This is a genomic window from Fervidicoccus sp. SLHALR4 (assembly GCF_058692745.1).
In genome coordinates this window covers 271,813-293,500 of record NZ_CP182483.1, presented here as the reverse complement: position 1 = coordinate 293,500, position 21,688 = coordinate 271,813, and the positions used below count along the sequence as shown (strand labels likewise).

The following is a 21,688-nucleotide window of genomic DNA, read 5'->3' as shown; positions in this document are numbered from 1 at the left end:
GAAGGAAAGATCACCCAGCTCTCGAGGCCTTCAGGATTTCCTCCAGCTTCACCATCAGCTTCTTGAGGGGAACAGAGAGCTCCTCCCCGACGGAGAGGTCAGCAATCGCGATCCCCAGGATTTCAACGTCCTTCACTGATGAGGTCCTCCTCAGAAGATCGATAATCAGCTTTGGGGGGAGCCTGTGGGACCAGAGAACCGCTTCGGCTTCAAGCTCATCTGGGGAGAGGAGAAAGATCCTGCCTCCCTCAGAGCCCTCAACAAGGAGGGCATCGGCAACAAGGAGCACCTCCGCATGAGACACGGCAATCTCTGAGAAGCAGCTCTCGAGGCCTCCCAGACACCTTACGGTGCGGACTCCCCCGAGAGCCTCATCTATGAGGTCGCAGAGCCTGAGGGCTGCAACATCGTCGGAGCGGAGCTCTGTTCCAATGCAGGCTACAGCAGCTCTTCCCGTTCTGGAGAGAGAAGTGAGCTTCTCGGCAAGCTCTTCGGGAGATATCTCTTTCAATCCGCATCGTTGTAAGTGTTGAGAGGCGGCGCATTTAAAGATTTCATCATTATGCACAATTATTATTGAAATAGTTGTATGGCTTTTTAATAGAAGAAAATATTTTCACTTTTTTCAATTTTTACATAGAAAAACTTATAAAATTGAAAAATAAACCGAAAATTGAGGAGATTAAATTGCCCTCAGAGATAGAGGCCGAGATGCTGTCAGTCGTGCTCATTGGGGCCGTGTTCTGCGCAGTCTACGCGCTGAGCAGCAGGGCTCCCCTCTTCAGGACAAGCAAGGGGGCATCTCCATACACGGCTGGGATATCCTACAATGGAAAGCAGTTCGCTCAGGTCTCCGACATGATCGTATTCCTCTCCATCCTCCTGGCGGCAGAGTCCCTCACTGTGGCGCTCTTCTTTGTGAATGCCACTGCGTGGACGATCCTCCTCTTCTCGGCCTTCCTCATAGCAGTCGTCCTTGGCTACTACACCTATATGGAGGAGGAGCGGAGTGGGTGAGAGATCATCTTTGAAGCTCGTGAGGAAGAGCCCGTGGCTCTTCCATTTCAATTCCGGAGGATGCAACGGATGCGATATCGAGGTTGTAGCATCTCTAACCCCGAAGTACGACATAGAGAGGCTGGGGGCAGTTCTGACCTCCTCTCCCAAGCATGCTGATGTCCTGGTCGTCACAGGTCCCGTGACCAGGCAGACTGCTGCATCCCTCAAGATGATCTACGAGCAGATGCCGGAGCCTAAGATCGTGATAGCTGTTGGCACCTGCGCGTGCAGCGGAGGAGTGTTCAGGGGAGGCTACAACGTACTCGGAGGAGTCGACAAGGTGATCAAGAACCCCATATGCATCCCAGGATGCCCCCCTAATCCGAGGATCATATACTCAACTCTGAAAAAGCTGTATGAGGGCAAAGTTGGAGGAGGAGAAGATGGGAGCCGTTAGCATATCTAAGGAGGATCCTTCTGTAGCAGCCACAATTCCTGAGACGCTTCCAGAGACTGCCAGGGCAGTGCAGCAGAGGTACCCCCACTTCATGGGGATAACGGCCGTTCACGCAGGATCAAATATAGAGCTCCTCTACTCTTTCAGCAGCTGGAGCGGGGAGATGAAGCACCTCCTCGTCACGCTTCCTGAGAGAGGGGGAGCCGTAGAGAGCATAAGCAGCGTTGTTAAGGGGGCCTACATCTACGAGATGGAAGTGAGGGACATGTTCGGCGTCGAGTTCCTCAACCACCCCCTCCCCGGCTCGAGGCTCCTCCTCCCTGACAGCTATCCAAGCACCGCTCCTCCTCCGCTCCTCAAGACTGTTTCGCTGGAGCAGCTCCACGAGATCCTCGACAGCGTTTCACAGATGGAGCCTCCTTCTCCGGCCATACCAGTTACAGGATCCTCGAGGCACAGCGTGGAGAGCCTCGTCATACTGCCCTTCGGCCCCTACCACCCAGCCCTCAAGGAGCCCGAGCACTTCGCCATAGCGCTTGACGGTGAAAGGATAGTTGAGGCGAGGCCGAGGATAGGATATGTCCACAGGGGGATAGAGAAGCTCGCCGAGAACAGGACCTTCCTGCAGGCTCTGTTCCTCGTAGAGAGGGTCTGCGGGATATGCAGCTTCCACCACTCCTGGACCTACACCCTCGCTGTTGAGAAGCTTCTTGGCATATCTCCGAACATGAGGGCTGAGTACCTCAGAACACTAGTGGCTGAGCTGGAGAGGATCCACAGCCACGCCCTCTGGATAGGCCTCCTTGGATACTGGGCTGGCTTCGACTCCATGTTCATGTGGCTCTGGTCCGCGAGAGAGAGGGTGATGAAGCTCTTAGAGATGATAGCGGGGAACAGGGTTAACAAGTCCTTCATAACCATCGGGGGAGTCAGGTACGACGTCTCAGATGAGAAGCTGAAGATAGTCCAGAGGGAGATAGCCGAGTTCGAGAAGGAGTTCAGGCGAATATCTGAAGCAGTAATGTCGTATGAGCCGATAGCTGAGAGGACGAAGAACATTGGGGTTTACCACGCAGACCTCGCTGTAGCATCGGGCGCCGTTGGGCCCGTCCTGAGGGCGGCGGGCATAGCCTACGACATCAGGAAGGCGGAGCCCTATGGAGCTTACCCCGAGCTTACCTTCGATGTCGTTACTGAGAAGAGGGGCGATGTCCTGAGCATAGCAAATGTGAGGGTAAAGGAGACGTTCGAGTCAATAAGAATAATACAGCAGCTCGTGGAGAAGATGCCTGGAGGAAATCCCGTGCCCTCGGCATTCTTCATGGGAACTTCGAAGGATGGAGAGGCTATGGCGAGGACGGAGCCGCCGAGAGGCGAGCTCTTCTACTACGTGAGGGGGAAGCTCGGGGCCAAGAACCCCTACAGGGTGAAGATAAGGACTCCCACGCTTCCCAACCTTGTCCTCGCGGCCGAAGCTCTGAAGGGCTACACGCTCGCCGACGTCCCCCTCATACTCACGATGATCGACCCCTGCTTCAGCTGCGAGGACAGAGCCATCGTTTACCCCGGGAAGGGCGATCCCATTTCCGTCAGGCTCCCGAGGGCAGCTCCATCCGGGGTTAGCCTGGGGTGTCCCCTGTGAGCAACAGCAGCCTCGTCCAGATTGCGGTATTCTCTTTGCTGCTTGGGGTAGCTTTCGCATTCGTCTCCTTCATCTTCGAGTGGTTAGAGAGGAAAGCGCTCGCAAAGATCCAGAAGAGGGTGGGCCCCCTCTTCTCTGGACCATGGGGGATCCTTCAGCCGTTCTACGACTTCGCCAAGCTTCTGAGCAAGCGGGAAGTCCTCCCGGAGGGGGCTGAAGTGGTCCTCTACAGGCTAGCCCCGATAGTTGGGGTGACCCTACTCACCTACGGATTCCTCCACATCCCCTTCATCTCCACATCCCCCCTCCTGAAGTTCGACGGTGACCTCCTGGCTGTGCTGGTGATCTTCGCCCTGACCTCTTTATCCTACCTCTTCGCCGGCATGGCTGTGAGAACCCCGTTCACTGTCGTTGGGACTAGCAGGCTCATAGTGCAGTACTCGCTCTACGAAATGATCTTCCTAGCCAGCTTCGCCCTCGTCTTCCTGCAGGTGGGCTCAGCAACCATTGCTGACATAGTCGCATACCAGCTTTCCTCCCTTCCGATCATAGTTTACCAGCCCATCAGCTTCTCAGTCGCCCTGTTCTCGCTGCTGGCAAAGCTTGAAAAGCCCCCCTTCGATCTGCCGCATGCCAAGCAGGAGATCGCGGCGGGATGGATGAGCGAGCTCTCCGGGAGGACTCTCGCTTTCATGAGGCTCTCGGAGGACATGGACTATGCGCTGAGCGTTTTCCTGATAGTAGCTCTATTCCTTGGAGGAGGAAGCGGCCCGCTCGCCTCCCAGCTCCCCATTCTCTGGCCCGTCTACTTCATCTTGAAGGCATTGCTTCTAGTGCTGCTATTGGCATTCATTGAAGGGGTAGCAGTGAGGGTGAGGAGCATCCTGCTCCCGATGAGGCTGGGGCTCCCGCTTTCCTCCCTCCTCGTCCTTCAGTCTCTTCTTTTAGCTCTCTGGAGGATGGGATTATGGTAGCAGCTAAGGGAGCGAATACACTCAAGGAGGCTCTCAAGAGTTTCTTTTCGAAGCCCGAGACCCTGCCCTCGGAGGAGGCGGAGAAGGCCTTCAGCGATGCATCGAGAGGGATCCCCGCGCTCATTCCTGAGAAGTGCATCGGCTGCTCCCTCTGCGCCCTTTCCTGCCCATCTCAAGCCATATCGATGGTTCCGGGAGGCAAGAGGACGCTTGGGAACAGGGTGGTTGATGTTAAGAACCCCAGCTTCGACTATGCGAAGTGCATATACTGCGGTCTGTGCTCTCAGGTCTGCAGGCAGGGGGCCATCGTCATGAGGAAGGACCTGGAGCCGATAGTGATAATCAAGTGAGGTGGAAGGGTTGGACATCCTCGCAGATGCTCTGAGCGTTTCAGGCCTCATCCTCATGCTCTATGCCCTCACATCCGAGAAGTGGTCCCACAGCGCAGTCTCCCTCCTCTTCAGCTCCCTGCTCGTTGGCCTCTCTCTTGCCGAGAGAGCAGAGCCTAAGGTGGGGCTGGCAATAGTCCTCATCTACAGCGGGGGGCTCACCGCACTCACGTATGCTTCGACCGCCCTTCTGAGCAGGAGGGAAGCATCGGTTTCCGTTTCAAGGAGGATCTTCAGCATTGTTCTCGTCCCCGCGATGGCATCGCTGCTGTTCTTAGCTGCTTTGAGAAAGAGCTCCCCCCTGGCAGCAGTGCCCTGCTTTCCAGTACGAACCGCCACTGCTTCTCCTCAGGATGCGCTGGCCCTTGCAGCTGTGTTCGTCATGGCTGTTTCCGTGATATTGGTTCTTTTCAGAGGTGCCGAGAAGTGATCGATCCGCTCTCATTCGCAATTTCGGTTATGTTCATCGGATCTGGGATAGCTTCAATAATGACCTACAGGAGCCTGTTCCGCCTCATACTCGGAATGATCTCCGCCTCCCTCGGAGCCGTCTATTTGCTGGCAGTGAGCTGCCTTCCCTACTACTCAGTAGTCCTCGTGGCTGGTGCGGCAGGGATATCTGAAGCTGCCCTCATATCGTTCCTCATCGTCCTCTCAAAGAGGAGGGAAGTGGAAGACTTCGATGAGCTGAGGAGCTCCTCCAGGTGATAGCTATGGGGTTTGCAGAGAACATGCTTCTTGTCCTATCACTGAACGGATTCCTGGCTTCCGCACTGATCCTCATGTTCAGGAAGCACAGGAGAGCAGCGGAACTTCTCACCATATTATCCTCTGCTATTTCTCTCGCTGCATCATCCTTCCTCATGCTCAGCAACTCTCCTCCCCTTGAGCTTAAGCTCATCCCCCACGTAACCCTTCTTGCCGACAGGCTCTCCATATTCTTCTCTTTCGTGGTCAGCCTGGTCGGGACTGCCGTCGCCCTCTACAGCGTTGAGTATATGAGAGAAGCTGAGGACTACACAAGATACTACTCTCTGATCTCTCTTTTCATAGGAGCGATGCTCAACCTCGTCCTCTCCTCGGACCTAGTATTCCTCCTGTTCAACTGGGAGCTGGTTGGAGTCTGCAGCGCTCTGCTCATAGGGTACTGGTGGGATAGGGAGAGCGCCAGGAGGGCAGGAGTGAAAGCTTTGGTGATGACGAGGATCGGAGATATAGGATTGATGGCCTTCGCAGCAGTCGCGCTGTACTACGGGGCCTCGCAGATCCCCTCGATCATTTCTGAGAGTGACTACCTCCGCATCCTCCTCCCGTTCGCCCCGCTGCTTATTCTTGCTGCTATGGGGAAGTCAGCCCAGTTCCCCCTCCACACCTGGCTCCCAGATGCGATGGAGGGTCCCACAACGGTGAGCGCCCTCCTCCATGCTGCTACAATGGTCAAGGCAGGCGTCTACCTCATGCTGAGGTTCTACCCGCTGATAAGCTTGAGCAGAGAGAGCATTTTCCTCCTGCTGGCAGTCTCGCTCGCTACACTCTACCTCTCATCCTTTGCAGGACTGGTCTCCATGGATCTGAAGAGGATACTGGCCTTCAGCACCCTGAGCTCCCTCTCACTTATGTTCCTCGCCTTGAGCATGGGCCAGTTCTACCTTGCGGTTCTGTACCTATTCAACCACGCTCTGTTCAAAGCCCTCCTGTTCCTCACAGCAGGAAAGATAGAGCACACATTCCACACGAGGGACATCACTAAGCTGAAGGGGCTCTGGGGGAAGGGCATGAAGCTGGAGACAGCCGAATTCCTCGTAGGAGCGCTCAGCGCTGCTGGCCTCCCTCCGCTGGCAGCAGGGCTGGTCAAGGAGGAGATTTTCGCAGTGCTTCCCCTCCACATTCCTCCAGCTCTCAGCTATCTCATAGCAGGCACCCTCTCCTTCTTCCTCTCCCTCTTCATAATGAGGCCGTTTGCGGTCTCGTTCTTGGGCGGAGGGGAGAGAGGAGAAGAGCTTGAGAGAACTCCCATCATGAGCGGAACGAACTTCGCCCTCCTCGCAATGACCCTCGCAGCATATCTGCCGACCTCATTCCTCGCAGAATACTTCGGCGCCGAGAGCATAGGGTTCGAAATCGAGGCCCTCCCCTTCTTCAGTGTGCTCCTGGGAATAGCGGTTGCGCTCCTGATTCCGAAAATTCCCCTTTCTCCTGGGCATGGAGTCAGGAAGGTGCTCGAGAGCTCCTTCGGCCTGGACATTCTCTACAACAGAACTGGAGAGCTATTCTCGAGGAGCCTCTCGTCCCTTGCTTCCAAGGTAAACAGAGATAAAGCTTCTCAGGGGATAAGCGGGATGATAGCTGTCCTCCTCATAATACTGATTCTGGTGGTGGTGCTCCAATGAACCTGGAAACCAGCGCGGCAGTTGTCATGCTGGCATATACGATAATCTCGTACGTCCTTTACGCAGCAGCAGGCAGGATCAGGCAAACCGTTCTGGTAGCGTTCTCCTCCGCAGCAGCAGTTCTGCTCGCCTACCTCTCATACGGCAGCAGAGGGGTTCCTGGGCTCATAGGCTTTTTCTCGAGCATCACCCTCATATTCATGCTGGTGGGAAGCGAGCTGGAGGGGGCAGAGAGGAGGGATCTCCTATCATTGCTGGGAACTTACTTCGTCGGCATCTCCATAATGCTGACGTCTACAACAAGCGCCTTCAGGCTGTTCATCTACTGGGAAGCGATAGCTGTGCTGATGATAGGGGCTCTGGGTATATTCAGGAGAGAGGAAGGCTATGCTGCAGCCCTGAAGTATGCGGTGATATGCCTCCCCGGCTCAGTAATTGGGCTAATGGGCCTGATAATGGCAGCAGGGGAATCGGGCACTTTTCTCTTCCCCCAGCTCCTTAGCGGCTCCAGCCTCCTCTCCAAAGCGCTCATCAGCATCGGCTTCGGAGCAGAGGCTGCCCTCTTCCCCATGTACGTGTGGCTCCCTAGCGTCTATGTCGGAATGCCTCCACTCCTTCTGGGCATCGAAGTATCCTCCCTCCTTCCTGCTTCCGTATACATAGTGGGAACTGTGGCTTCGACCAGCGCTCCCATAGCAGCAGCGGTCTCATTCCTCGCCCTCGCGGGCTCCATCATAGGCTCCCTCTCGGCAATAGCGCAGAACGACCTGAGGCTGCTCCTCTCCTACAGCACGCTGTCGCACATAGGGTACATGATAATGGGACTGTCGGTGGGGACAGCTCTGGCGAGAGACTACTCCCTCCTCCACATTGTAGCACACGAAATTCCGAAGGCTTCGCTGATAGCAGTTGCCTTCGCTGCTCTCAGCAGGCTGGGGGGAAGCAAAATAAGCGACCTGGGGGCGATGAAGGGAGCCTACAAGTTCGCTGCAATAGGAGGAGCCCTCGCTCTTCTGGGGCTTCCCCCGTTCCTCAGCTTCTGGAGCGAGCTGTTCATATTCCTCGGGACCTTCTCAAGCACGGTGCTCTGGAAAGCCGCAGCTCTCGTCTACTTCACAGCCATACTCATTTCATCGGGCTATGCCTTCAAAATAATCTATGCTTATTCTGCTGCTCCAAGCAAGGGTAGAGAGGAGCGCGCAACTGATGCATTCGGTATCCTTCTGCTCCTCTTCTTCGCTCTATCGCTTCTCCTCTCCCCGCTGCAGTCCTACATTGTGAGCTACTTCCTCGGCTAGCTGGGAGCCGGTTTTTCCCTAGTCTCTCTATACTAAAGTTTATTAGTAGGCCGCTCTGCGTGAGATAAAAAGAGGCTGGTTGCAGTGAGGAAGGAAACAGCTTCCATCCACGGCCACAAGTTCCACGGCGATCAGTTCGGCTCCAGAATGGTCCCCATATACCTGACCTCGATGTTCGAGCAGCCAAACAGAGAGAGCGGCGAAACGGGGTCGATAGAGGGAGAGAGGGAGCTCAAGTACTCGAGGGAGGAGAATCCAACTACCAGGTACCTTGAGAAGGTTCTGGCGGAGCTGGAGGAGGGGGAGGACTCGCTAGCATTCAACAGCGGCATGGGGGCTTTGACAGCTCTGTTCCTCTCGAAGCTGAAGCCCGGAAGCAGCGTAGCTGTTCCCATCGAAGCTTATTCGGGAACAATAGCTCTCCTCCAAGCTCTCTCGGAGAGGATCGGCTTCAGGATTGTGAAGGTGTGGCCCTCTACGGAGGCTGTAGCAGAGGCGATCGAGAGGGGGGCAGACATCGCAGTAGTTGAAACGGTCACGAACCCGACACTCAGGGTGATAGATGTGAGGGAGCTTGCCAGGGTGAGCAGAGAGAGGGAGGCACTCCTCATCGTCGACAACACGCTGGCTTCTCCCGTCGTCTACACACCTCTCTCCGACGGCGCATCCTTTGCTGTCGAGAGCGCAACGAAGTACATCGCTGGCCACAACGACGTGATAGGAGGGTTCGTCTCTGGGAAGAGGGAGGAAATAGCTCAGCTCTGGGAGTGGAGGAAGCTGACCGGAACGATAATGCAACCTCTGGAGGCATTCCTCGTCCAGAGGGGGGTCAAGACCCTTCACGTTCGTTACCAGGCGCACTCGAGGAACGCTCAGGCAGTTGCCGAGTTCCTCTCCGAGCACCCCAGGGTCGAGGAAGTATTCTACCCTGGTTTGAGCAGCAGCCCCTACCGCGAGACAGCGGACAGGCTCTTCAAGAGGAAGCTCTACGGGGGCGTCGTTTCTTTCAAGGTGAAGGGAGGAAAGGAGGAAGCCCTGAAAGTTCTGAGGAGCGTGAAGCTGATAATACCATCTCCGAGCTTCGGCGGAGCGGAGAGCCTGCTGACTTATCCGGTCATCTCTGCATCTAAGTACATTCCGCCGGAGGAGAGAGAAAGGCTGGGTATAGGAGAAAACCTGCTCAGGCTCTCCGTCGGGCTCGAGGATGTGGAAGATCTGAAGGAGGATCTCGACCAGGCGCTCAGGTGACTAGCCTGAGGTCCGGGGCTCCTTCAGGAGGCTGAGCACCCGGTCAGCCAGTTCTTTCACCGAGGAGTATGCTGATGATCTCTTCAGCATGGGCAGATTCCCGAATGCCAGCTCCAGCCTCTCATCTCTAGCAACTGTTGCTATCACCCTTAGCCCCCTCTCCGCATAGGCCTTTTCCACCTCTTTGGAGACTGCTGGGCTGCCCACTCCCTCGTTTATCACGACTCCAAGGACGCTTATCTTCGCTTCCTCAGCCAGCCTGGCGAGGTTCAGCGTTGGGACTATGGAGAGTATGCTCTGGGCGCTCACGATGAGGGCTCGGGACTTCGATCTCATGTACTTCATGAAGTCCAGGGTCACGTCCGAGAGGCCCGGAGGCATATCGACGATCAAGTAGTCCAGCTTACCCCATATGGTTACGGCGAGGAGCTCCTTGAATACTTCGTTCAGCTCAGTTCCCCGGAGAGGAGAAGGGTTTTCCTTTGTGAAGAAGGCAAGCGACATCAGCTTAACTCCCAAAGCATCAGCGGGGAGAACACCCTTCTCCTCTCTCAAGGACATGTGCTCCACATTTAGACCCAGAATTCGGTGGGTGCTGGGGTTTGTGAAGTCGAGGTCGAGGAGGCCAACAGAGTAGCCGAGCTCCGCGAGCCTGAGGGAGAGGAGGGAGGAGACCGTGGTTTTTCCCACTCCCCCCTTGTAGCTCATGATGGGGAGAATGGTTGAGACCTGCTCAAGCCTCCTCGGAATTATGCTCTCTCTCGCATCCCCCATCAATCCAGCTCCACCTCCTCTATGTAAACTCCTCTCCCGCTCACTATTTCGTAGTCCCTGGAGCCGCACTTCGGACAGGATGCGAAGGAGTGAATGGCCTCCGGAATGAAGTGGATCATCTCGGAAACATCGCTCCCCAGCTCCTCCGGGAGGAGCTTCCACCTGTAGCCGCACACCCTGCATTCCAGCTCGGCTTCCGATGTTCTGTACTCTATTTCCCCAACATCTACGCTGAACTGTCTAAGCAGCTCCCTCAGAGCGAAGTCCAGAACATCGAGGTCTATGGACTGCAGCCTCCCAACGCTCAGAACAACTCTCTTAGCCTTCCTGTCCTGCAGCCTCTCGGAAAGGTGAGCTGCAATGGACTCAGCCAGTGCCCACTCGTGAACCAATCCTCCAACCTCCCGTAATCATTTAGAAGGGAAGGTATAAAAAAGCATGTGCTTTTTCAGCAGAAGGAAAAATCACTCGATCGGTATAACGGTTCTTACCTTGAAGCCTCTCGTGATGTAGGCCAGATATGCTATTCCCACAGCGAGCCAGGCGAAGCCAAGCTCTTTGGCATATATGTCGAGACCGTACCAGATTGCTGCTGTGACGAGGAAGCCAACGAACGGAACCAGCGATAGCAGCGTCTTCTTCTCCAGCTTTATGAAGCGGTAGGCCAGTGCTATGTGCATGACAGCGAATGCGCTCAGGGCCCCGAAGTTGACCACGGAGGAGAGGTCCTTCAGCGTCAGCAGGTAGACGAGGGGGGCCGTTATCAGAGCAACGATTATCGTTGAGACGTATGGAGTCTTGTACTTCGGATGAACCTTGGCGAAGAACCTCGGGAGGTGCCCCTGCCTGCCCATTGAGAAGAGAACTCTCGATATTCCTGCCTGCGCCGCCAGCGTATCTCCAACTCCCCAGGCAAGAACAGTTCCTATGAGGGTCAGCAGCTGGATGGGCCTTCCTCCAGCTTCCTCAGCTATGTAGAAGAACGCAACGTCTGGTGAATCGAAGGAGTAGCCAGGATGAACGACAGCGGCTAGGTACGTCTGCAGGATGAACATTGAAGCTATTATCGGGATCACCAGTATCACCGCCCTGCTGACAACTTTCCTAGCTTCGATCGTCTCTTCCGCCAGAGTCGTCATTATGTCGAATCCGAGGAAGCTCAGGACAGCCACCGAAGTTCCCGAGAGAACGGCACCCCAGGAGAACTCCGATGGGTTGTAGAAAGGAGCCAAGGTGAAGCTGAGCGACGGGTCTGTGGCGACCTTGTAGATGGCTGCTGCCACAAAAGCGACCAGCACGAAGTCCTCGAAGAGGAAAAGCGCCATTGAAGCCTTTGCTGTGAGCTCGACTCCGAGCACGTTGAGGACCGTTGCGAACACTATGAATATTGTTGCCCACACTATGAGGCTTATACCAGTCAGGGCTTCCAGCCAGAGAGCAGATACCAATATTACGAGGGCCGGTATGAGCACGTAGTCGAGCAGTATCAGCCATCCCGCCAGGAACCCGATGTTGTGCCCGAGCGTTTCCCTAACATATGCGTAAACAGAACCGGCCTCGGGGAACCTGAGAGCGAACTGACCATAGCCCCACGCCGTGAAGAACATCGCTACAGCTCCGAGAGCATAGCACAGCGGGACGTGGCCCCTGCTGAGCATAGCTACGATTCCGTAGATCCCCATGGGAGCTATGGGGACCATGGTCATTATTGCGAAGGCTATCAGGTCCCTCATCCTCAGAACTCTCTTCAGCTGCTCCTTTCCCTGCTTGTCTTCGCTCACGCTTCTCACCTCTTGAGGGCGGAGAGGAATGTTCTAGCGTCCATCAAGCTTGAGGGGATCGAGACTCTGACGGTCTTCTTCGGATCCACCAGCTGGCTTATCTGGATGTCGGCCGCCAGGCTGGAGAGCAGGTAAGCATCGTGCCAGTCCAGCCCGAAGGCAGCAGAAAATGCCTTGACAATGGATCTGGCTGCTTCCTTCAGCGATTCTTCGAGGCTTCCAGCTGAGACTATGAGGTAGAGGCCGTCTCGGTACTCGAGGACAGGCCACGGAGGGGAGAGGTTCTTCAAGACTTCGAACTCCACCGTCACCTCTCCCTTGACTTCGCAGCCCGAGACGGAGATCTCTCCATCGGCCATGGCAGAGTGGAGATCTCCGAGACCGAAGAGGGCTCCGCTGAACTCAACGGGAAGGTAGAGAATAGCACCCTCTGTTATGTACTTGGTGTCCAGGTTCCCTCCATTCCTCCCTGGAACTCCCGTGGGCTGAGCCTCTATGGAAGCCACTCCAATCACTCCGATCATGGGTCTGTATGGTACCTTAACGCCTCCGAGCTCCACAAAGTCCCCTCTCTTCACGCATTTCCTAATCCTCGATTCCCTAACATCTTCTCCGAGGAAGCCCTCTCCAGGAATTGCTACTACAAGACCCTGCTCGGATGTCTTTATCCTCTTTATCTTGACGGCCAAAGCGTCTCCGGGGTCAGCGCCCTCAATGAATATCGGGCCGGTCGCCGGATTCACCTGCGAAAAGTCTATCGAAGCGAGCTTCTGGCTCTCATCGCTTATTTGGTTCGAGAAGCAGTCCCTTGTTTCAAGCACTACTTCTTCTCCCGGCTCCACTCTTCCGATGGGCTGCAGATTTGGGTCGAATTTATAGAAGACTCTGGAGGAGTCGAATCTTTGAACCACCGTTGTTACACCCTACGGCATTTCTCTCCTTATCGTTTTTAATAAATTTCATTTTCTTTTTTCAGATAAGCAAATAAATTCTCATTTTAAAAAATTCTAAAAAACTCGAAGACTTCGGATCGGTGAGCCTCTTGAGGCTTTTCAGCAGGAAAAATTCCGTCTTTCTGGTGGAAGAGGGAGGGAACCGGATTGTCAGGAAGCAGTTCCGCAGCAGAAAGGCCTTCCTCAGGGAGCTCGAAGCCCTGAGCTACTTGAAGGGAAAGCTCGATGTTCCCGCAGTTTTGGACTTCAGAGCTGAGGCGAACGAGCTATACCTGGAGTACATCAGCGGCGACCTTCTCTCGGATCTATCTGGGGAGCACTTTCTCGATGGCGTGGCTTCGGCTTCAGAGTGGCTGAGGAAACTGCACTTCGCAGGATTGGCCAAGGGGGACTGCAACCCTAGGAACTTCATACTCGGTGGATCGAGGATTTACGGGGTTGACTTCGAGGAGGCAAAAATCATTGTGAATGGAGGAGAAGATCAAATCAAGGACCTCGTAGACCTCGCTTCAACTTCGGCACTGGTGATGGTTTCTGGAGGCAGCGGAGCTGAGAATGCCCTGGACTCGATCCTCGAAGCGGTTCAGGAGGGGTACGGAAAGTTCGCTGAGCCTGCAGACGAAGTTCTGAGGAAAATGGCTGAGTTTCTGAGGAGGAGGATGAAGTACAGGCCCGAGAAATCTCAGCTCTTCAGCGAGGTCATTGAGGCTGCAGAAAGGAAGAGGAGAAAGGCTGTTCCCAATTTTTCGATAAATTTAATTACTTCTAAATGCTAGTAAATACTTGATGAGGTATGGTAGAGAAGCTCTACAAGCTGAGCCAGTTCGCTAGAACTGTTGGTGTAAGCCGCAGCGCTGTTATTAAGTGGATTAAGCAGGGAAAAATCAGGGCTGTTAATATTCATGGCAGATGGTACATCCCAGAATCAGAATATGAGAGGCTCATCAGAGGAGCGTAGAAAGAGCTGGAAGCAGTTGAACAAGCAGATGAAAGCTGGAAATGGACTTGATAGAGACTTAATTGGAGCCATAAACATTGGGCTCAAATACCTAAACTCAAATGGGAGGGCTGTGGCGTTGCCCTCGACGGAGCTCCATGGGGTGCGGTTGAAGCTTATGATATCGCACCGAGGGCTAACCCCTCTCACGAAATTAAAAGTATCGGAAACCAACTAAAAGTACCGTGAGAGAGGAAACGCTCACGTGATTCCTCAGTGCGAAAAGCAAAGGCTATTCATAGGCTCTCTCAGCATCCTTGAGCTAGGGTTTGCACCTGCGTAGGCTTCGATTAACCTACACAGGCGTACATCACCCATGGAATCCTTCGAGCTTGACTGCGAGAGGTATTATTCTTCATAACTCCCCCTCACCGAACACGAATTCATCTGGTGCTCATCCACCTCGCCGTCTTCATCGTGTCGAAATCTAGTAAGCTTGTATGCTCATGGGCTTGCATAGATGCTCATCAATACCTATAAAAAGCGAAACTGTTTCAGAAGGTATTCCTCTTCCTCAGTGGTAGGAAGACCTTCCTGAGGCACCCCCTGTCGAACATCTCCCTAGCTCCTCCTCCATGGGAGACGATCCTGTAGCAGAGCTCTCTGTTCAGCACCAAACTCCCGCAGATCCCCTCGACGCCGTATTTTTCGAAGGGATGATCAATCATTGGAGATGAGGGGCCAAGTATGAACTTGTGGGCTATGTGCTTAGAAGCTGGAAGGATGTAGTTTATTGTGTGGTTCGATATTGTAGTGCCGGTTATGTACAGCCTGGTTGCTTCTCTGAACAGCTTCGAATATGCCCACCAGGGATAGACCTCGGCATCCTTCGAGGCAACCTCCATCAGCTCCAGAACGTAGACTTTCTTAACTTTGTCCTTGAGCCTCCTTATGTATGAAGGGAAGTACCCTACGAGGACGACGACATCATTCGGCTCGAGCTCCTCCTCAATCAATGCATCCCTTTCCGTGAGCTCCCCCCTCGGCCTGTTGACGAGGGCGTTTGCGGCTGCGAGCCCGAAGCTGACCTCCAGACCGCGGCCCGAGAGGAGGAGCTGGAGAGCATCCTCGATCCTCATCCCATCCAGATTTCCTGGGAGTCCGAAAGACATCCCCCCATCTCTGTTTGTGTAAGATACTCCAGCCCCTCCGTCGTCCAGTTCAACGTATGTGTAGCTCGCCCCCACAACAGCCCTCCTTATCCTCTGCCCTCCGGACCTCTTGAGAGCTTCTTCGAAGATCTCCTCCATGACGCTCCGCTCCACAGTTATCCCCTCCTCAATGCCTTCACAGATCACCTGTAGTGCTCTTGAGAGGGGAACTCTCCTCTCCTCACCTCGTTAGCGTATCTCGATATCGCATCGCGGGCTATCGAGTAGAGATCCGCGTATCTTTTCGCGAATGGGGGAGGCTGGGGCGTGAGCCCGAGGACATCGTGGAGGACGAGGACCTGCCCATCGCAGTGGGGGCCCGCTCCAATGCATATTGTAGGTATGCTGAGCTTCTCGGTTATCCTCTTCGCTATGTCCGAGACCACATACTCCAGAACGATGGAGAAAGCACCCGCTTCCTGAACAGCTTCGGCATCCCTGTAGAGCTGCTCTTCTTCCTCTCTCCTCTTCCCTATCATCCTGTATCCCCCCAGCCTGAGGAACCTCTGGGGCGTGAGACCTATGTGCCCCATCACTGGGATCCCTGCCCTGACGAGAGCCCTTATCTGCTCGGCCACCTCCTCTCCTCCCTCCAGCTTGACGGCATCTGCACCAGCCTTCACGAACTGGGCCCCGCTCTCGAGGGCCTTTGAAGGGCCAATCTCGTAGCTCATGAAAGGCATATCCCCCACGATGAGCGCTCTGGGTTTTGCTCTAGCCACTGCCCGCGTGTGCTCTATCATCTCCTCCAGGCCTATCTGCAGGGTGTTCTCCATTCCAAGAACTACCATGGCCATGGAATCTCCAACAAGTATTGAATCAACGCCTGCCTCATCCGCTGCCCTGGCGAATGGAGTATCGTACGCGGTTATCATGACTATCTTCTCTTTCAGCTCCTTCTTCTTCAAGAACTTCCTGACGGTCATCTTTTCGCTTATAGGAATCACCACCTATTCATTGATAAGGGAAGGTTTTTGCCTTTCTGTTTTTATTTTTTTCTAAAACAATATAAATTAATTCTGGTGAGTTTATGTCAGCGCAGGTACTCGGCCTCAACAGCCTTGATCAGATGGTGGAGGAGCGATACGGTCCTCGCGTCGATGCCGAGCCTTTCTCCTTCCGATGCTATGTAGCCGTTGATGTAGTCGATTTCTGTCTTCCTCCTCATCGTGACGTCCTGAAGCATGCTGCTGCTGTTCTCCCTTGTCCTCTCGGCAACCTTAATCAGCGCATCGGCTGGATCCTCTGGAAGGGATATGCCCTTCTTCTCCGCTACCATCCTTCCCTCCTGCACAGCATCTCTTGCGATCTTCAATGCATAGCTGTTTTCAAGCAGGACTCCGTTTGGTTTCCTCAGGAGAGCCGTGATCGGATTTATGGCGGAGTTGATTATCCCCTTCAGCCATATGTGGGGCTCTATATCGCTCACAGCCCTAGCCTCTCCTCCCCCCTCTTCGAAGTCGCCGGCGATCTCCTCAGCCTCGCTCCGGGCTTTCCCCCTTATCCCCCCTATTATGATCTCGCCCTTCCCCCTGAGCTCAGCGCAGAACTCTCCGCACGATGTCAGCCCGTAGGTCACCGATGCAGCCAAGGACTTCTCCTCCCCGAACAGCTCCCTTGCGGCCTCGATGTGCCCAAGGCCGTTAGAGAGAACGATCACGCTCTCTGCTCTCCCCTTCAGTGCGGAGAGGGACCACGCAACATCGTAAGCCTTCACAGCTAAAACGGCCCTTGAGCACTTAACGGGGGCGCTGATGCTATAGGTCATGACCTCCCCTGTCCAAAGCTCACTATTCTTTTCCCTCAGCTCAACCTTCACGAGCGAGTTATTCCCCCTTCTGGAGATAGCAACTGCATCTCTGTTCCTGAGGAAGTACAGAGCCAGAATGCCCACGTTCCCCAGGCCCACGATGCAGTATTCATGCTTTCCCGAGATCACCCGTTTTCACCGAGGCCTATTTCTAGGACTCCGCTGGGCACAACGGAGACGTATAGGATGTCTCCTTTCTGCCAGTAACCTGGCCTTGGTATGAAGCCGGGGGAATCGAGCCTCGGGAGGGAGGTTCCATTGAAGTAGACCGCCACCACCTTTCCTTCTACCTGAAACTTGAGGGTCACGGGGATCGGCTGGAAGTCCAGGGGCTTCTTCAGCCCAATTCTGAAGGAAGTCTCGTTCAGTGTTTCGACCAATAGGTATGATCTCTCAGTGGAGTACTTGTATAGCTCAGAGGGAACGGTTATCCAAGTACTCTCACTTTCTATTGTGGAGATGGTCTCATTGAGAGCTGAAACCATTTGGGATGGGGACTTCCAGTCGAAGCTGGTGGCGTGGGTGTAGATGACTGAGACCCCGCCGATCCTGACGTTGAGCATTGTGATTGGCTTTAGAATCCTGAACGCCCAGGAATGCTTGCCGTCTATCTTCAATGTAATGTGCATGTCGTACCAGTGAGATGGAGCATTCAACTGGAAGGGCTTATCGCTCATGACTATCCTTATCCCCAAGCTCCTCATCAGTTCCAGCTCAGCCCTGTCTGTTCTTCCGTATGGGGGGATATATGTGAGGACCCTGTAGCCGCTAATGTTCCCCTCGATGTCTTCTATCGATCCCTCCAAATCATCAATGGTCCTCGGAGGGAGGAGATGGTATCTCGTGTGAGCCGCTGCCTCCCACCCATAGACTCGAACCAGCTCGCTGTAGAGAGACCAGATTTCGCTGTTGTTGAGCCCTGAGCGATCTGCCGTGATCACTCCGAAGACAACCCTCATCTCGGGATGGTTCTCCAAAATGTAGCTTATGAGGTCCATCTCGAAGTTCTGGTAGATCACAGTTCTGTTCCTGATGTTGAAAGTTATGCTCGAAAGCTCGCCCGGGTCTGCTACGAAGTCATCGACTCTGAAGATGCAGGCTGAAGAATAGCCAGCATAGTACTTCGAAGCCCCTAGGTAGACTACGGAGCTGCTCTCGCTGTGTACTTCCCTCGTTGCGAGGACTAGAAGGAGAGCTGCGAGGATGATGAGGAGCAGAGCAGCCTTCCTCGTGATCAGCCATCTCCTCACCATTTGCTCAGCCTCCTCCTCGCAACTGCTTGGTACAGGGAAAACGGAAGAGCCACAAGGGCGATGAAGGCCTGCATCCACAGTATCAGGGGAACCATGACGACGGTCTTTCTGGAGCTGGATAGGGGGATCCTTATGCTCGGCTCATTTCTGTAGAGAGTTTCAAGGAACTTGTAGAGAGCAAAGGCTTCGAGGATCCCGGTTGCGTAGCTAATGGCCAGATAGGTAATTGGGTATCTATAGAGGAATGCGAGCAGTATGTAGAACGGGGTGTACTGGAGGGCGTTTACGAAGTAGCTCGCGAGCCCCCCGCCTCCATATATCCCATAGTACGTCAGTATGCTTGAAACAATCGTGTTCATGATTACGAATATGAAGGGGAGGCTTCCCAAGCTCGTGTACAGCGATGTTAGTAGCAGGTTCCTCCTCCCGTTTGCTATCAGCCTCTTCAGCCTGGTCATCATCAGCTTCTGAACTCCTAGAGTTATCCTGAAGACCTTTGAGAAGAACCTCCTGAGGCTGGAGGGGTCAACGGTGTAGGAGAAGGCACTCGGAATATAGAGAACGCTGTAGCCCCTCAGCTGAAGCTCCCAACTTACAGAGGTGTCCTCGACATACGTGTCTTCGGGGAATCCCCCCACTTCGATGAGAGGTTCTATCCTGTAGAGGGCGCAGGAGCCGTTCAGGCTGTTGACGCTCTTGAAGACCGTCTCCGAGAATCTCACCGTCAAGAGGTAGTAGAGCGAGGCTAAGTTCCTGAAGGCCTTAGCGAAGAACCAGGAAAGCTTCCCGCTCCCCTCAGGCCTCCACAGGAGGACTGTGCCGTTCGCTCCCGCCACGCTCCTGTCTTTCGAAAAGAAACTGAGGATCTTCTCAAGGTACTTCCTCTCCAGGATGGTGTCGGAATCCAGGACGAGCATGTACTCATGCTCCTTGGATATTTCGTTAAGGAGGGCGTTTATCATCCCAGGCTTTCCCGTATGCTCCCTGAAGGAAACGATGGTTATGAAGATCTTAGCACCGGACTTTAGAGAAACCCTGTATTTCAAATAGCTCTTCTTCTCATCGTAGCCTGCCGAGACCAGCTCGCTGGGCATCTCTCCTATGAGGCCGATGATCGTCTGGACTGTGGAGTCCGATGATGCATCGTCCAGAACGTAAATGGTCCTCGGAAGAACGGACTGATTTATTGCTGAGAGAATGGACGGCCTTATGTATTTCGAAGCGTTTCTGGCGGGAATTACAACTGCTACGCTCGGTTGCTTCTGGAGCGGAGAGAGCTCAGATTGAACGGGAAGCTGGAATAGCTTGCTGTAGTGGACCCTCCACGACCTGAAGGTCACGAAGCCCCTGTATATCGGGACGATCCATATAACGTATAAACCGTATTTGATGTATGTCAGCAGGAAGCTGAACTTGACCAAATCATCTGGCTCGACAAACTGCGGCAGCGCTGCGGGAAACATGCATTAGGCACCTTCTTTATGATCTTAAGCCCTGAGCAGACTCAATTTTCATCGTCAATTCAATATTGTTTTGTAGTTAAAAATACACCAGCAATCATTATTATAGTTTTTTGGTTTGTAGGAAAGAGGATATGAGACGCTCAGGACCAGCCTCAAGCTGAATGGACCTTCTGATGCCTGTTTGGGCAAACTTTTGTCTTCACAGGCAGGATGATCATAATCTCAAGGAGGTCAGAGGATAAACCATAGCTTTCGCTCACATCGAGTCCTGAGCAACTATCAGCTTATGAAGAACCGTTCTCGGATTCCTCGATTCGCTCTGTGAGGGAAGCTTTGGGAAACAGGGCTGTGTTCGAGCAGTCCCTGGGTCAGAGGAAAAACGCGTACCCGGCCCGGCGAACTCAGAGATTCAGAACAAAATGCTGCTAAAGGTGGTAATACCATCTCAATATGTTATTTGCGATAAAGAGGAAAACTTGATTTTTCCGAATGTTTAATATTTTCAATTCTGTTATAATGGAAGAATGTGGTAGAAATGCTTTGAAAAATAGGGAAAACCAATTTATACAACCTCTTTCCAAAAAAATGCCAAGGTGGTAAAATGTCTCGAACTAGAGCAGTCTCTACTTCGCTCGTTATAGCTGCAGTTGTAGTCATCCTCATAGTAGCTGTTGCCGGAGTCTATCTTGCAACGAGGGGAGGCGGAGCCCCCTCAACAACTACTACAACGACCTCACCAGCTGCGACAACCACAACTCAAACAACAACATTGCAGCTCTCAGGTTCGCTGACGGTCCTTGTCCCCTCGGGAGACCCCACGCTCCTTCCGTTCATCCAGATGGTTGCCAACGACTTCATGGCTAAGTATCCTAAGGTAACTGTCCAGGTGCAGCCCGTTCCATATGCTCAGCTGGTCACAACTGCTCTGACATCTCTGAGGAACCAGAACCCATCTCCAGATCTGATCATTTACTACCCGTCTCAGGCTTCAACGCTCGGCCCATATCTGCTTGATGTCAGGCCGTACTTCACCAAAGGAGTCTTCAATCTGAGCGATATACCTCCATCGACGCTGCTTCCCACGTACCTTCTCGATAGCCAGGGAGGAATTGTGAAGGTCTCGGGAGTCCCGTTCCAGCAGGTCTTCGGCTATGCCCTAGTCTACCAGAAGAGCATATTCCAGAACCAGACGCTGAAGAGCGAGTTCGAGAGCAAGTACGGATTCCCGTTCGACCCAACTAAGTGGGATACCTGGGACAAGCTCATAACTGCTGCCCAGTTCATCCAGTCGAAGGGAGTGACGAAGTACGCCCTCCTCTTCCCTGACGGCCTGACGCAGTCGATCTTCAACGGCTACGTTGCCATATTCTTCACCTACGCGCTCAACGATTCATGCACGGCTGTTCCTTCGGCATCTGCACAGGGAGTTCCAGTCCAGGGATACTGGGCGTTCTTCAAGCAGGTCAACGGAACTATAGTGCCAACGATAAACTGCACTGCGGGCATCGAGGCTCTCAAGACTCACAAAGCGCTTATACAGTTCGAGCCTCCGATAGACCAGCAGGCCATGGAGTACGACCAGCTGAGGGACCTCTTCCTCACTGGAGACTATGCTATGGTTGCAGCGTGGACGAGCTTCATCCCAATATACAACAACGCCTCAGTATCTAAGGTTGCTGGGAACATAGGGATCGCACCTCTGCCGAGCGTAGCGACTGGGCAGGCCCCCACGTTCATAGGAATAAATCCCAACTCGAAGGACCCAGACCTCGCTGCTCAGTTCATAGCCTTCATGATGACTCCGCAGGAGTACAAGAAAGGGGCTGAGCTCTACGGCTTCCTGCCAGCGACATTCTCCGGAATGGAAGAAGCCGCTAAGGTCAACCAGACTGCGTGGGTCGCCAACTTCATACCCTTGCTGAAGGAGATGACCATACCTGACTTGAAGAGGATGGCCCTCGTCAACTATATTACCAACTTCTTCACGGATCTGAGGCCGATATTCATCAACACTGCAGCCGACTACTTCCGCGGGAAGATAACGGCAGAGTACGCCATGAACTATATAGCTGAGCAGTGGGTAAAGCTGATGAAGGTCTCGTCCTGAGG

At 53.8% G+C, this 21,688-nt stretch carries 22 protein-coding genes and 1 pseudogene; 13 read left to right on the top strand and 10 right to left on the bottom strand.

The features are described from left to right. Positions 1 to 10: 10 nt before the first annotated feature. Positions 11 to 511, bottom strand: coding sequence for a hydrogenase maturation protease (locus ACLGLO_RS01535; protein ID WP_492128653.1), 501 nt, complete (start codon positions 509 to 511; stop codon positions 11 to 13). Between the two features lie 176 nt (positions 512 to 687). On the opposite strand from ACLGLO_RS01535, the gene ACLGLO_RS01530 reads away from it, so the two are divergent. The 10 genes from ACLGLO_RS01530 to ACLGLO_RS01485 all read left to right on the top strand — a co-directional run bounded on the left by ACLGLO_RS01530 (position 688) and on the right by ACLGLO_RS01485 (position 9,397). After that, the gene (locus ACLGLO_RS01530; RefSeq protein WP_492128652.1) at positions 688 to 1,017 is read left to right on the top strand and encodes a hypothetical protein; all 330 of its coding nucleotides are present in this window, start codon (positions 688 to 690) and stop codon (positions 1,015 to 1,017) included. Beyond that, positions 1,010 to 1,456 carry an NADH-quinone oxidoreductase subunit B family protein gene (locus ACLGLO_RS01525; RefSeq protein WP_492128651.1) on the top strand — a complete coding sequence of 149 codons (447 nt, stop codon included), beginning with the start codon at positions 1,010 to 1,012 and terminating at the stop codon, positions 1,454 to 1,456. The genes ACLGLO_RS01530 and ACLGLO_RS01525 overlap by 8 nt, the downstream gene beginning before the upstream one ends. Further along, on the top strand, positions 1,443 to 3,098 hold the full coding sequence (locus ACLGLO_RS01520) for an NADH-quinone oxidoreductase subunit D-related protein (RefSeq protein WP_492128650.1): 1,656 nt from the start codon (positions 1,443 to 1,445) through the stop codon (positions 3,096 to 3,098). The genes ACLGLO_RS01525 and ACLGLO_RS01520 overlap by 14 nt, the downstream gene beginning before the upstream one ends. Next, positions 3,095 to 4,072: a complex I subunit 1/NuoH family protein gene (locus ACLGLO_RS01515; protein WP_492128649.1), complete on the top strand. Its 978-nt coding sequence runs from the start codon at positions 3,095 to 3,097 to the stop codon at positions 4,070 to 4,072. The genes ACLGLO_RS01520 and ACLGLO_RS01515 overlap by 4 nt, the downstream gene beginning before the upstream one ends. Beyond that, a complete protein-coding gene (locus ACLGLO_RS01510) occupies positions 4,066 to 4,422 on the top strand; it encodes a 4Fe-4S binding protein (RefSeq protein WP_492128648.1) in 357 nt (118 codons plus the stop codon). Before ACLGLO_RS01515 ends, ACLGLO_RS01510 begins: the two co-directional genes overlap by 7 nt. A 10-nt stretch (positions 4,423 to 4,432) precedes the next feature. Continuing rightward, positions 4,433 to 4,891, top strand: a complete 459-nt coding sequence (locus tag ACLGLO_RS01505; protein WP_492128647.1) for a hypothetical protein — start codon at positions 4,433 to 4,435, stop codon at positions 4,889 to 4,891. Next, positions 4,888 to 5,169: a hypothetical protein gene (locus ACLGLO_RS01500; protein WP_492128646.1), complete on the top strand. Its 282-nt coding sequence runs from the start codon at positions 4,888 to 4,890 to the stop codon at positions 5,167 to 5,169. The genes ACLGLO_RS01505 and ACLGLO_RS01500 overlap by 4 nt, the downstream gene beginning before the upstream one ends. Positions 5,170 to 5,174: 5 nt before the next feature. Then, on the top strand, positions 5,175 to 6,851 hold the full coding sequence (locus ACLGLO_RS01495) for an NADH-quinone oxidoreductase subunit 5 family protein (protein ID WP_492128645.1): 1,677 nt from the start codon (positions 5,175 to 5,177) through the stop codon (positions 6,849 to 6,851). Then, positions 6,848 to 8,149 (top strand): proton-conducting transporter transmembrane domain-containing protein, encoded by a 1,302-nt coding sequence (locus ACLGLO_RS01490; protein ID WP_492128644.1) that lies wholly within the window; start codon positions 6,848 to 6,850, stop codon positions 8,147 to 8,149. The genes ACLGLO_RS01495 and ACLGLO_RS01490 overlap by 4 nt, the downstream gene beginning before the upstream one ends. An 84-nt stretch (positions 8,150 to 8,233) precedes the next feature. Next, positions 8,234 to 9,397 carry a cystathionine gamma-synthase family protein gene (locus ACLGLO_RS01485; protein ID WP_492128643.1) on the top strand — a complete coding sequence of 388 codons (1,164 nt, stop codon included), beginning with the start codon at positions 8,234 to 8,236 and terminating at the stop codon, positions 9,395 to 9,397. Here the strand turns inward: ACLGLO_RS01485 and ACLGLO_RS01480 are convergent, their stop codons facing one another. The 4 genes from ACLGLO_RS01480 to ACLGLO_RS01465 all read right to left on the bottom strand — a co-directional run bounded on the left by ACLGLO_RS01480 (position 9,398) and on the right by ACLGLO_RS01465 (position 12,863). Further along, the gene (locus ACLGLO_RS01480; protein ID WP_492128642.1) at positions 9,398 to 10,171 is read right to left on the bottom strand and encodes a P-loop NTPase; all 774 of its coding nucleotides are present in this window, start codon (positions 10,169 to 10,171) and stop codon (positions 9,398 to 9,400) included. It lies immediately after the preceding gene. Continuing rightward, positions 10,171 to 10,563 (bottom strand): hydrogenase nickel incorporation protein HypA, encoded by a 393-nt coding sequence (gene hypA, locus ACLGLO_RS01475; RefSeq protein WP_492128641.1) that lies wholly within the window; start codon positions 10,561 to 10,563, stop codon positions 10,171 to 10,173. Before hypA ends, ACLGLO_RS01480 begins: the two co-directional genes overlap by 1 nt. Before the next feature lie 72 nt (positions 10,564 to 10,635). Then, positions 10,636 to 11,952 (bottom strand): APC family permease, encoded by a 1,317-nt coding sequence (locus tag ACLGLO_RS01470; RefSeq protein ID WP_492128640.1) that lies wholly within the window; start codon positions 11,950 to 11,952, stop codon positions 10,636 to 10,638. A gap of 5 nt (positions 11,953 to 11,957) precedes the next feature. After that, positions 11,958 to 12,863, bottom strand: coding sequence for an acetamidase/formamidase family protein (locus ACLGLO_RS01465; RefSeq protein WP_492128639.1), 906 nt, complete (start codon positions 12,861 to 12,863; stop codon positions 11,958 to 11,960). A 131-nt stretch (positions 12,864 to 12,994) separates the two neighbouring features. On the opposite strand from ACLGLO_RS01465, the gene ACLGLO_RS01460 reads away from it, so the two are divergent. Next, positions 12,995 to 13,681 carry a hypothetical protein gene (locus ACLGLO_RS01460; RefSeq protein ID WP_492128638.1) on the top strand — a complete coding sequence of 229 codons (687 nt, stop codon included), beginning with the start codon at positions 12,995 to 12,997 and terminating at the stop codon, positions 13,679 to 13,681. 17 nt (positions 13,682 to 13,698) lie between these two features. Continuing rightward, positions 13,699 to 13,857 (top strand): annotated as a pseudogene (locus ACLGLO_RS01455) (helix-turn-helix domain-containing protein); the annotation flags it as partial. Positions 13,858 to 14,396: 539 nt separating this feature from the next. Here ACLGLO_RS01455 and ACLGLO_RS01450 read toward each other — a convergent pair. The 5 genes from ACLGLO_RS01450 to ACLGLO_RS01430 all read right to left on the bottom strand — a co-directional run bounded on the left by ACLGLO_RS01450 (position 14,397) and on the right by ACLGLO_RS01430 (position 19,579). Further along, complete coding sequence (locus ACLGLO_RS01450; protein WP_492128637.1) at positions 14,397 to 15,200, bottom strand: Rossmann-like domain-containing protein; 804 nt, start codon at positions 15,198 to 15,200, stop codon at positions 14,397 to 14,399. Continuing rightward, positions 15,197 to 15,979 carry a 3-methyl-2-oxobutanoate hydroxymethyltransferase gene (gene panB, locus ACLGLO_RS01445; protein ID WP_492129105.1) on the bottom strand — a complete coding sequence of 261 codons (783 nt, stop codon included), beginning with the start codon at positions 15,977 to 15,979 and terminating at the stop codon, positions 15,197 to 15,199. Before panB ends, ACLGLO_RS01450 begins: the two co-directional genes overlap by 4 nt. 107 nt (positions 15,980 to 16,086) lie before the next feature. Further along, positions 16,087 to 16,992, bottom strand: coding sequence for a ketopantoate reductase family protein (locus ACLGLO_RS01440; protein WP_492128636.1), 906 nt, complete (start codon positions 16,990 to 16,992; stop codon positions 16,087 to 16,089). Beyond that, complete coding sequence (locus ACLGLO_RS01435) at positions 16,989 to 18,116, bottom strand: hypothetical protein (protein WP_492128635.1); 1,128 nt, start codon at positions 18,114 to 18,116, stop codon at positions 16,989 to 16,991. The genes ACLGLO_RS01440 and ACLGLO_RS01435 overlap by 4 nt, the downstream gene beginning before the upstream one ends. Continuing rightward, a complete protein-coding gene (locus ACLGLO_RS01430; protein ID WP_492128634.1) occupies positions 18,110 to 19,579 on the bottom strand; it encodes a glycosyltransferase family 2 protein in 1,470 nt (489 codons plus the stop codon). The genes ACLGLO_RS01435 and ACLGLO_RS01430 overlap by 7 nt, the downstream gene beginning before the upstream one ends. A 601-nt stretch (positions 19,580 to 20,180) precedes the next feature. On the opposite strand from ACLGLO_RS01430, the gene ACLGLO_RS01425 reads away from it, so the two are divergent. Further along, entirely contained in the window at positions 20,181 to 21,686 is a 1,506-nt protein-coding gene (locus ACLGLO_RS01425) for an ABC transporter substrate-binding protein (protein ID WP_492128633.1), read from the top strand. The last annotated feature ends 2 nt before the right edge of the window (positions 21,687 to 21,688 follow it).